Source organism: Nonomuraea sp. MTCD27 (assembly GCF_041950495.1).
In the GTDB taxonomy this organism is placed as follows: domain Bacteria; phylum Actinomycetota; class Actinomycetes; order Streptosporangiales; family Streptosporangiaceae; genus Nonomuraea.
The window spans coordinates 339,694-350,765 of sequence record NZ_JBGNUW010000008.1; the positions used below are offsets into that span (position 1 = coordinate 339,694).

Annotated in this window: 7 protein-coding genes; all 7 read right to left on the reverse strand. The window is 72.1% G+C overall.

Annotation, left to right across the window (positions count from 1 at the left end):
- Position 1: 1 nt before the first annotated feature.
- Positions 2-1,891, reverse strand: a complete 1,890-nt coding sequence (locus ACBJ59_RS25325) for a TOMM precursor leader peptide-binding protein (protein WP_375112728.1) — start codon at positions 1,889-1,891, stop codon at positions 2-4.
- A 206-nt stretch (positions 1,892-2,097) separates the two neighbouring features.
- On the reverse strand, positions 2,098-2,301 hold the full coding sequence (locus ACBJ59_RS25330) for a hypothetical protein (protein ID WP_375112729.1): 204 nt from the start codon (positions 2,299-2,301) through the stop codon (positions 2,098-2,100).
- A gap of 85 nt (positions 2,302-2,386) precedes the next feature.
- Positions 2,387-4,771, reverse strand: coding sequence for a hypothetical protein (locus ACBJ59_RS25335; protein WP_375112730.1), 2,385 nt, complete (start codon positions 4,769-4,771; stop codon positions 2,387-2,389).
- Between the two features lie 30 nt (positions 4,772-4,801).
- Positions 4,802-5,707 carry an ABC transporter permease subunit gene (locus tag ACBJ59_RS25340; RefSeq protein ID WP_375112731.1) on the reverse strand — a complete coding sequence of 302 codons (906 nt, stop codon included), beginning with the start codon at positions 5,705-5,707 and terminating at the stop codon, positions 4,802-4,804.
- A complete protein-coding gene (locus tag ACBJ59_RS25345) occupies positions 5,704-6,714 on the reverse strand; it encodes an ABC transporter ATP-binding protein (RefSeq protein WP_375112732.1) in 1,011 nt (336 codons plus the stop codon). Before ACBJ59_RS25345 ends, ACBJ59_RS25340 begins: the two co-directional genes overlap by 4 nt.
- Before the next feature lie 874 nt (positions 6,715-7,588).
- On the reverse strand, positions 7,589-8,842 hold the full coding sequence (locus ACBJ59_RS25350; protein WP_375112733.1) for a hypothetical protein: 1,254 nt from the start codon (positions 8,840-8,842) through the stop codon (positions 7,589-7,591).
- A gap of 392 nt (positions 8,843-9,234) precedes the next feature.
- Complete coding sequence (locus ACBJ59_RS25355; RefSeq protein WP_375112734.1) at positions 9,235-10,695, reverse strand: RICIN domain-containing protein; 1,461 nt, start codon at positions 10,693-10,695, stop codon at positions 9,235-9,237.
- Positions 10,696-11,072: the final 377 nt, after the last annotated feature.

Consider the following 11,072-nt stretch of genomic DNA (forward strand, 5'->3'; position numbering starts at 1 on the left):
CCTACGGGAAGGGATGCGGGACGAGGTGGAGTTGCTCGGGCCGCAGGGGGTGCGGCGTGCGGCCCGCCCGGTAGGGTGCCCAGCGGGTCCGCGGCATGGACAGCACCCGCTGCCTGCGCCAGCCGAAGTCGATCGGCACCAGCCCGGGCGCGAGCGTGGCCACGGTGTGCAGGCCCATGGCCCGCTGCTCGGGCGTGGTCTGGTCGACCACCACGGTGTCCAGCCCCGCTCCGGCGAGCAGGCCCACCAGGTCCCGAACGGCCTGGGCCAGGTCGGTGACGGGCGCCCGCGCGGCCTCCCAGTCGGCGAACGCCTCGCGGAGCGGGACGCGGCGGGACTGGCGGAGCCAGTGGTCGGCGTGCGGCGCCATCTCCGGCAGGCCGAACAGCAGCGCGTGGTGCGCCAACTCGGCGACGTGGTCGTAGTCGGCGGCCATGTGCTCGACGTGCTCCAGCGACGCGGTGACCCGGTCGTCGAAGCCGGTGACGTAGGTGGCGGCCTCGCACACGGCCGCCCGTACGGCGTCGGCGGGGTCGAGCGACGCGCCTCCGGCGAAGCACAACCGCCCGTACCCGCCGTCGCGCCGCACGGCGACCGCGCCCACGGCGGGGACGGGCAGGTCCACTCGGATGTCGAAGCACCGCAGGTCGTAGCCCATCAGGTCCACGTGTGCGCGCATCTGCCGCACGAGGGGATGCGCCACCGTGTCGAGGTCGATCTCGGGCGGTGTGAGCCCGGCGTACCAACTGATCAGGAACGCGTCGCGCTCGATGAGCTCCAGCAGGCCGTGCAGGACCGCCTCGGTGACCGAGCTGCCGGACGCGCAGCCGCTGGAGCACTCCTGGATCGTGTTGCGGTGGTCCGAGCGGTGGTCCAGGTAGTAGACGAGCTGCTCGGGCACCAGGACGGCGCGGTCGTCGCGCAGCGACCAGCCCCATACCCAGGGGACTTCCGGGTTCTCGTGCCAGGGGACGTACTTGTCGGCGTGCGCTCGGTAGAAGCCCGGGTCGTAGAGCCCGCACTGCTCCATGTCGACGTGCGGGGAGTCGAGCTCGCCCGGCCGCGCGCGGCGCGCCACCGCCACGCGGCGGGGACGCTGGCCCGCGTCGCGTTCCAGCCCTTCCAGCACGGCCAACAGCTCGCTCCTGGCGTAGCTCTCGGCGTGCCCGCTCCAGTACAACTCGTGGAAGGCGTACTTGCTGCGCACGAGGAACCGGCCCGTGGCGGGGGCGGTGGCGGTGGCCTGGTACATGCGCAGCGGCGGCCGGCCCAGCATGCCGCAGACCGGGTTGGCCAGCGCGTCCATCGGCAGGCGCAGCTCCTCCGGCGCCAGGCCGCGCGTCGCCCCCGGGCTCGCCACCGGCGCGGGGGCCAGCGGGACGCGGGCGCCGTCCGCGCTGTCCGGCGACGGCGCCGCGCAGCGTTCGCACGCCGAGTCCTTGATCAGCCGGTAGCGGGAGATGCGAGCATTGCGCGTGCTGACCTCCCAGACCGGCTGGATGGCAGCACCGGGCACGGTCTGCTCCGTGGCCGCCTCGACGAGCGCGGCGACGATCGCGACCACGTGCGGGGCCGGCGCGGCCGGCGCCGAGGTGACGACCCCGCGCGCCTCCTCCAGGATCTGCTGCTCCAGCATCGACCGGCAGCCGGTCCAGCGGCGGTCCAGGCACCTGGGGCACGGGCCGCCGCCGCCCGGGGTGGCCGCCACGATGATCGTCTCAGCGTCGAGGCGGACGCTGACCGTGGCCGCGGGATCCGCGGGGAGCGCCCTGGGCAGGCCCAGGCCGGCGACGTCAACGACGGGCTCGTGCTCGCCGAGCGCCGCCAGGAGCCACTCCCCCGCGGTGGCCGCGGGGGACGGTCCGAGGGGGGTCTCATGTGTCGAAATCATCGAGGAACGCGGACCTTCCGTACGGGTACGGGCGGGCAGGGGGCATGGGCGGGCATGGGCGGGCATGGGCGGGCATGGCCGGGCATGGGGTGCCCGTGGCGGGGTGAGGCGGATCGTGGCGGACCGGTTCGTGAGGGGTCGCGCGACCGGAAGGTGCTGCGGGCCAGGGACCTTTGCCAACAGCCTTGGCCCGCAGCCTTGGGCCGTCAGGCGCAGCTTGAGGTGCTGCTGCTGGTGGAGCAGCAGCTTGAGGTGCTGCACGAGCAGCAGCTTGAGCAACTGCACGACGAGCTGCACGCACCGGCCACCGCGTCCGGAGCCACCATCATGTCCATCGACGGGTCGAGGCTGTCGACCACCTCGAACGTGGCCGCCTCGAGCTCGAGCAGCTCCAGGTTGAGAGATTTCATGGTCTACCTTTCTCGTACAGAACGATCACTTGCTTGCTTGCACGGAACGGGCGTGACGCTGTCGGCCGGCGTGGGCGCCGGCCGTTCACCTCCTCTCGTCGCGGAACAGCAGGACCCGGACGACGTTCGTGACCTCCGCCAGGTCCGGAGGGGTCAGCACGACCGCCCCGGCCCGCAGGCCGGCCCGGCGCAGGCGGGCGATCAGCAGGTCGTCGTCGATGGTCCCGGCCGGATCGGGCTCCTCGTCCGGCGACAGCGGGGACGACAGCGGGAACCCGGTGAGCGCTGGAGCCGCGGGCGCGCACGTCGCCGTCCAGCCCGTCGGGGACGAGGCGAGCCGGCGCGTCCCCACGATGGCGAGCAGCGCGGACTCGGCCGCCTCCAGCCACGTCCGTCCCGGCCGTGCGACGAGATCGTCGCCGGCGGCGCCGGTGATGCGCACGATCGCGACGGGGACGACGCCGCGCGCCCGGTAGAACGTGATCCGGTAGCCGTCCGCGCGGGTCTCGCGCACGAGCATGGCCACGCGATCCAGGCGCCGCGGGTCATCGTCACCGTCGCCGTTGCCGTCGCCCACCCTGGCACCGGCACCGGCACCGGCACCGGCGTCCTCGCCCGTGGCTGCGAAGTCCGCCATGGGGGTGACGGGGACCTCGCCCCGCGCGATGGCGGCGACCGTGTACGCGCCCGCCGCGCCGAGCAGCGCCCTGGAAACCGCTGCCCGCAGGGTCGGGCCCGCCGCGACGCCGAGCAGGTCCGGCTCGAACCGTGCGGCCCGGCGATCCCAGGGCCCGGCCAGGACGGCGCTGCGGGGAAGGCCGAGCGTGACGGTCCGCGCGGGTGTGCCGGTGCCGTCGAGGGAGGCGAGCACGTTCGTCGCGCTCAGGTCGAGGGAGGCGAGCACGTTCGTCCCGCTCAGGTCGAGGCCCGCCACCAGAGGGTCCCCCGCCAGAGGCGCACCGCCGAGCCAGCCCCGCACGCGCTCCGCCGCGACGGCTTCGGCCTCCTCCGGTGCCGGGGACAGCAGGCCGTGGCATCGGCGGTGAAGGTTGACGGCGTGGCGCAGGGACGCCTCCTCGAGCGCGCCCAGTCTGGCCTCGATCAGGGTGCCGGTGCCGAAGGCCACGATCGGAGCGGGGTCGGCGGACGGCGCGATCAGCGCGCTGATCTTCACCGGGATCTGCGGGACGTCGTCGTCGTCGAACCTGCGCATGATGCCGACGTGGTCGGCGACCACGTGCTTGAAGCGCTGATAGGCCTCCTCCTGCGACGGCCGCACCCCGGCACCGACTGGCCCCTCGACCGCGAGGCCGGTATCCGCGAGGCCGGTATCCGCGAGGCCGGTATCCGCGAGGCCGGTATCCGCGAGGCCGGTATCCGCGTGGCCGGCGTCCGGGAGGCCCGCCAGTGGCTCGCGGGTGGTGGCCGGGTGCGGCACGACGTGCTCGATGTGGATGTTCAGCCGGTCCGGATCGACGATCACGACGGAGTCCTCGATGTCGCTCGGGATACGGCCGGTGAGCAGCTTGAAGACCTCGAACGCGGCGACGCTGACGGCGATGGTCGCCGCTGCCGCGGGCAGCACCTCAGGCGCGGCGGTCGCCGCGGAGCCGCCCCCGGCCGCCAGCCACACGTCCCCGCTCCCCGGTACGGCGTTGTCGCTCATGCGGAGCATCGCGGAGCGGACGGTCTCGACCGTGCTCCCGCCAGGCTGCCAGGGGCCGAGGACCAGCCGGTCCCCCACCCGGACCAGCGACACGAAGCCGGCCCCGGCCGCTCGGGCGCGCTCGGCCAGTCCGAAGAGGTCGGGCGACGGCCGGTCCGCGGCGACCAGACAGATCACGTCCACGCCCTCGACGGCCAGAGCGGCGGAAGCCCCGTGCACCGCCACGGACGCGGAACCCCTCACCACGGCGGCGGAATCACCGTTCACCGTCATCGGCGCGGAACCCGTCACCATGGTGGCAGCGGAGCGTGCGTCGGCGGTACGGACCCAACCTCCCCGCGCGCTGCCGATCCCGTTGGCGGCCAGCGCCCCGGCCAGCGCACTCGCCTGGCCCGGTTCGTCGCAGACCACCAGCACCCGCGCCGCCGCGGCCCGGAGGAAACCGGTCCCGTCATCGCCGTGATGCTCCAGGAAGGCGATCTGCCCCGAGAACCGGTCACGGAGATCGGACTCCAGCGCGACGCCGCTCTCCGGCGCGTCCGTCACGACGCCGCGCGAGGCCAGGGTCGTGATCAGGGACCTGACGCTGGCGGCCTGCGCCTCGGGCACGTCCGCCAGCAGGTCGCTCAGCCGCGTGGTGCCGTCGAGGTGGGGCAGCAGCGCCGACAGGTAGCGATAGGCTCCCGCGCCCCTGATGAGGAATCCGTCGCCGCGCCCGCGGACGTACATGCCGTCCGGGGTCTCGAGGAAGGCCATGTCGGTACGCATCCGGGGGCGGACGACGTCACGAGGCTGGGTTGTCACAACGATCTCCCCTTGTCGAGGTTCTGAACGTCAGGCAAGGTCACGGCGGCTGATCAAGGTGAGCGCGATCGCGATCCCGGCGGCGACGTACGCGAGCAGCACAGCGCAGGCGACCGGCCCGCTCACGTACGCGGCCACTCCCACGCCTCCTCCCCCCGGCGACGGGGTTCCCAGGGCGGCCACGAGCGAGCCGCCGGCGGGCCCCAGCAGGATCGCGCGCACGGGTCGCAGGGCCGGGACGATCCCGGCGAGCCCGGCCAAGGCGTTCTCCAGCCCCAGCGTCCACATCAGCCCCACGCCGAGCGCCGCGCCGACGCCCCGGAAGATCACGCCGAGCGCCAGCCCGGCGCTCATCCAGGCGATGGACAGGAACGCCGTGGCGCCGAGGGCAGCGGCCACCTCCGAGAGCGGCGGCCAGATCGCCGCTCGCCCGGTGACCGCCGCGATGACCATCGAGGTGACCAGGGCCGCCGCCTGCGCCGCGGCCACGAAGACGGTCACGGCTGCCGCACCCGCCACGGCCTTGGCAATGATCACCTGCGCCCGTCCTGGGCCCTGCGTCAGCCGGGCCTGCCAGGTCCGCCAGCGGTACTCCGAGCCGGTGACGAGCACTCCGAAGATCAGCATCGTGGCCCCGCCGAACAGGGGGTAGCTGCCCGCCGCCGTCGTGTGGGCGGCCGAGGGCAGCAGCATCTCCAGGAGCGCGGCACGCTCGGCCGCTTCCCCGGCGGGATCGAGCGTCGAGTAGACGATGTACGGCACCCCGAACCCGAACGCCACCACCATGAGCACCCACCCCGTCCCGATCAGCGGGAGAGCGGGCCGCCTCCACAGCAGCAGAGCCTCGGCCGCCAGCGCGTCGGACCACGATCGCCACCAGGGCGTTGCCCTGCCCCCGGCCACCGGGTTCACCTGTCCTGACATGGCCGCGGTCACGAAGCGTCCCCCGTGGAATGCCCCGCGGAGTGCCCCGGGGAGTGTCCCGGGGAATGATCGTGGGCGGTCAGGGCGAAGAAGACCTCTTCCAGCGACGGCCGCTCACGCCGGGCCTCGTGCACCTCGACACCGGCCTCCACCAGAGCTCTCACCAGGCCGGGGACGCCGTCCGGCGGAAGGTCGAGCCGCCAGTGCGGATCGTCGGCGCCGCCGGCCCGGACGGCGCCCGCCCAGGCGGGGTTCGCCCGCAGCACCCGCTCCGCGGCGTCCACCGGCCGCAGCCACAGGGCGACCGCGCCGGACGGCGTGCGCGACAGCAGTGCCGCCACCGTGTCCTCCGCCGCGATCTCGCCCCGGTCCAGCACCATGACCCGGTCGCACACCTGCTGGACCTCGCTGAGGAGGTGGGAGGAGAGCAGGACGGTGGCGTGCTCGCGCAGCTCCCTGATCAGCGAGCGCATCGACGCGGTGCCCTCGGGGTCCAGCCCGTTGGTCGGCTCGTCCAGGATGACCAGCGCCGGGTCACCGAGCAGCGCGGCGGCGACCCCCAGCCGCTGCCGCATGCCCAGCGAGTAGCCGGAGACCCGCCGGTCGGCGGCGCGCTCCATGTCCACGACCCGCAGCACCCGCCCGACCTCCGCCTCGGACAGGCCCCGCGCCCGGGCGAGCACCCGCAGGTTGGCGCGCCCGGACAGGTGCGGCACGAACGCCGGCGACTCGATCAGCGCGCCGATCCGCCGCAGCGCCCGGCTGTCGCCGGGTGTCCTGCCGAGGACCTTGACGGTGCCCGTATGGCTGCGGATCAGGCCGAGCAGGATGCGCATCAGCGTCGTCTTTCCCGCGCCGTTGGGCCCGAGCACTCCGTAGACTTGGCCGGGGTCGATCCGCAGGGTCACGCCGTTCAGCGCGCGCACGGCGCCGAACGTCTTCGTCACGCCCTCGAGCTCGACGACGGCGGCGCCCGCCACCGCGGAGAGCCGAGGAGCGATCTCCTGCCGCAGCGTCATGTCCGCCGCTCCGCATGGTGCAAGGTCATGTCTCATTCCCGTTCCGAGAGCTTCGGGCCGGTGCCCGCCGGCTGAGGAAATGATGCGACGAGCCGCTCCCCGCCGGCTCCCTTCCCGCTCCTCGCCCGGGAACGAGCCAAGACGTTCACACCGATCCGGCGCCCGTCTCAGGACTGGAGTTGCCCCAAGGCCAGGTAGTCAAGGTTTTGGGCTGCCGGCAAAAGCGCGTCGGGTCAGCTCGATCGTCTGGGGCGCCACCGGCCGGGTGACGTGCGGGCGCGCGCAGGCGGAGTCCTCGCCCGAGACCACGCGGACCGCGCGGTCCTGCTGTCCATCCGCGCGACCACCGGACGGCCGTCAGCGCCGACCACGACAGACAGCGTCTGCGACTCGGAACGTCATCCTCCCGAGAGAACCCGCGCCACCTCCCGGGTCACCGGGCGCGAACCGTCATCGCCCACATCAGAGCCGTTCCCTCCGCCCTCGCTTGCACCACCCCAGCCAGAAGGACCGTCACAGGACTGATCAACGAGTACCACAGGGCAGCCTGATCACCCGGCGAACGCCCAGCTCAGCAGCAGTGTCCGCGTTCTGGCACCGCGCACGGCATGATGCCGTGCGATCACCGGCGGAGTGGATCAGTTGAGAGGTGGCGGCCGGCCGTGGGCCGTCGGCGGTTGAGATCCGGTTCGTCGGGTGTGGCCAGGTCCTGGGGCGGTATCGCCGAGCCGGGCCAGTGCTGGCAGCAGCACCCAGCCGTACGCCTGCGCCGACGGCAGCTCCGGCGGCGCCGTCCCCGCCACGCTGCCCGGACCGATCGCCTGCCCCGCGACGCGTCCGGCTCCAGACAGCCGGACGCGAAGCTGAGGAGACGTCAGGACATGGTGAGCGTGCCGTCCGCGTTACGGGCGCACGAGACGACCGCGCGGGGCGCCGCGGCGAAGGCGCCGGCCAGGCACTGGCCGAGGACCGTGTGGCCCGCGGCGTTGGGGTGCCACGACTCCTGGCAGGTCTGGAAGTAGGTGACGCAGGTGTTCGCCGCCCGCTGGATGTCGATCTTGTCCCAGCCGGACAGGCTTGTGATGAACGTGCCGGACGGCCCGTCCTGTACCCGGACCGGCGTCGCGAGCGCGCCCGCCGGGCTGCCGGGGTTCTCGCAGAGCCTGGCCCCGTCGAAGGCCCTCTGGACGTCCAGTACGCGCAGGTCGGCCGCCGGACGTTCGGCTGCCAGCGTGGCATGCGCGTTCTTGACCAGGGAGCCGAGGTTCTGGGAGAACACGTGCCCAGGGGCGAGGCTCGCACGGTGGATCGGGCATCCGGCGGCGTAGCGCTCGGCGCCGAGGGCGCGGAACTTGTCGCGGGTGTCGGTGCGGCCGTCCTCGTCGTGGTACTGCGCGGCGATGTCGGGCGGCAGCGGGTTGGTGTAGGTCTGCAGGATCACCTGGTGGGTGCCGTCGGCGTCGATCTGGGCGAGGGTGTCGAGGATCTGGCGCAGGGCCGCGGTGGTCTCGGTGGTGGCGGCGGCGACCTCGGCGTCGGTGGCCAGGTCCGAGGCGGTGCAGGGCTTCTGCGGCACTTCGCCCTTCAGGTAGGCCCAGAACTCCCACCAGCCTGTCCAGGCGTCGGCGATGAAGCGGTTGGCGCATAACGTGGCCACGTCGCCGAAGGTGAACTGGGTGTTGTTGGAGCCGAGGCCGACGAGGACGACGTCGATGTCGTGCGTCTGGGCGAGGGCGCGCAGCTGATCGAGTTGCGAGGCGACGGCGCGGCCCTCGGCCCGGGCGCTTGCGGGGGCGGCGATGTCGGAGGGCTGGGCACCGGAGCACGCGAGGTTGAAACGTTGCTGGATGCCCGGGAGCGACGCCGTGAACACCGAGGCGTTCGCCGACCGGTGGCAGAAGTAGGCATTGCTGTTGGCCGCCGACCAGCCGGGGAAGGCCTGTGCCGTACCGGAGGCGTCGACGACGGGCTGGTAGTCCCCCGCACCCTCCCCGCTGACGAAGCTGTCGCCAAGCGCGACGGCGGCGGTGGGCAGAGCCGCCTGCGCCGGTCCACCCTGTACGGCCTGGATGCCCGCCGCGCTCACCAGGAACATGACAACCGCGGCGGCACGCTGGAGGAACCTCATGACCACCTCATTTCCTACTAAATGATCACGAAATACGCATGTGTGGATCACAACATGCCGCACAAACCGCGTCAACATGCCCGCCTCCGGCAGGAGCATCCTCACCGCCGGTCCGGGCATGCTCTACGGCCAGCACGTCATGCCCTGGCCGGTGACCGGGCCGCGGTAATGGTCCGCGGGATCGGGCTGCCGTTGAGCGGGCAAACCAGTTCGACCTGGGTGGCCGCCTTCTCCCCGGCGGGACGGTCGCGCGGCCGGCGACTGGCCGCCGGGCAGGAAGAACTGGACCACGGGCTGGACGACGCCCCGGGGTGCCGTCCAGGATCACGTGGACTGCTCGCCCTCCGGCGGCCCGATGCCTTCGTGTTCACGTGCTTCTGTCCGGTGTGGCCTCAAGCGTCCCAGCGCTGGTTGGCGCCGCCCCAGCAGGTGTACTGCTGGAGACGGGCGCTGTCCGCCGTCGACTGGCCGGACACGTCGAGGCACTTGCCCGAGTGCCGGGCGACGATCTCGACGTAGCTCGTACCGGACACGGCGCGGAGTTGCCACTGCTGGTTGGTGCCGCTGCCGCACGTGTACTGGATGACGGCCGCGTTGTTCGCGGTGGAGGCGTTGTTCACGTCGAGGCACTTGCCGGAGTGCTGCGCCACGATGTTGTGGTAGCCGTTGCCCAGATCGCGCAGTTGCCACTGCTGGTTGGCGGCCCCGCTGCAGGTGTACTGGATGATCTCGGCGGCGTCCCCGGTCGAGCCCTGCAGGACGTCGACGCACTTGCCGGAGTTCTGGTTGACGATCTGGGTCGTCGTTGCGCCACCGCCGCCGTCGACGGCGTCACCCCAACCGTAGCGCAGGCGGTTCGCGCCGGACTGGTTGCGGATCGCGAGGTTGAGGCCGGTGCCGCTGCCGCTCTTGGCGTACATCGAGTACCAGTCGTAGCCGATGTCGCCGGGCTTGCCGCCGATGGCCGGCCAGTAGGTGCCACCCATGGCGTTGTCCCGCATCACCTGGGTGACGGCGCGGATGTGGCGGACGAAGTTGTCCGTGCTGTTCGCGTCGGCGTAATTCAGGCCGTTGTTCATCGGAGCCCCGAACTCGGTGACGACCGCCCGCGAAGCGCAGTTGCCGAGGCGGGTCTGGACGTGGGACCGCCAGCCGTCGTACGTGTTCGCCGAGTAGAAGAACGCGTAGTGGTGGAACGAGAACAGCGTGCCGGCGAAACGCGAGTCGTTGCACAGGTCACGGAGGTCCTGGCTGTAGCCGGTACCGCCGACGAGCACCCGGTTCGGCGGGGCCGAGTAGTGGTGGTCCAGCCAGTCGGCGGCGATGGTGCGCCACTCGGCCGAACTGTAGCCGTGCGGCTCGTTCATCGGCTCGAAGTACACGAGGCTGTTCGATCCGTACTGGGAGGTCACGGTCGACCACATCGAGTTCCACGCCGACAGGTTGGTGATGCGGCCCCCGGAGGCCGCGCCGTCCTCCCAGTACGCGAGGATGACCTTCCACCCGCGCGCCGTGGCGGCGTCGACGGCGCCGCGGTAGGCGTTCCACCAGGTGGTGCCGACGGTGTGGGTGTTGATCGGCAGCCGAACCGTGTTCACACCGAGTGTCGACTGCATGTCGTCGTACAGCGCGTTGGCCTTGGCCTGGACGGTGGCGTAGCTGTCGGAGCCGCTCAGCCCGTCGACGACGAGCGGGCCGGTGCTGAAGTTGTCGCCCAGCACCGCCCAGTTCATGCCGCGGAACTGACTGGTCGCAGCCGCTGCGGGCGTCGTCCATAAGCCCACTGCGATGATCGGCAGGAGCACCAGGGCCGCCAGCCCGGCGAGCAGCCGCCTGACTCGGAATGTGTCCATGAGGGAACCCTTCTCGTGCGTCGTCGCGGTGGTCTGCTCACGGGCCGGAAGGTCGCGTCGGCCGATCCGGCCGAGATGGTCCTGGTACCTGGCGTGGTCGCGCACTGTCGAGCGGGCACGACGAGACGTGGGGCTTGTCATAGTTCTCTCCTTGAGGGCATGCACCATGGACCGGCGGCACTGCCGGCCAGCACACGCTCACCGCGTGATTGTTAACGCCCGCCCGGAGAGAAATCCGTCTACCAAACCCAAGTTAGCGCTAACACATCGCCGAGAAAAGATCGTGTGAGAACCGGCCTGGCAGGAGAAGCCCTGGCCGGGGGAAGGCATGGGGCACTGCGCCTGCCGATAATTACACCCGTCCAGGTCATGACCAT

Coding starts and splice junctions, on each gene's coding strand:
- ACBJ59_RS25325 (WP_375112728.1), bottom strand. CDS start 1,891: ATGATTTCGACACATGAGACCCCCCTCGGACCGTCCCCCGCGGCCACC.
- ACBJ59_RS25330 (WP_375112729.1), bottom strand. CDS start 2,301: ATGAAATCTCTCAACCTGGAGCTGCTCGAGCTCGAGGCGGCCACGTTC.
- ACBJ59_RS25345 (WP_375112732.1), bottom strand. CDS start 6,714: ATGACGCTGCGGCAGGAGATCGCTCCTCGGCTCTCCGCGGTGGCGGGC.
- ACBJ59_RS25350 (WP_375112733.1), bottom strand. CDS start 8,842: ATGAGGTTCCTCCAGCGTGCCGCCGCGGTTGTCATGTTCCTGGTGAGC.
- ACBJ59_RS25355 (WP_375112734.1), bottom strand. CDS start 10,695: ATGGACACATTCCGAGTCAGGCGGCTGCTCGCCGGGCTGGCGGCCCTG.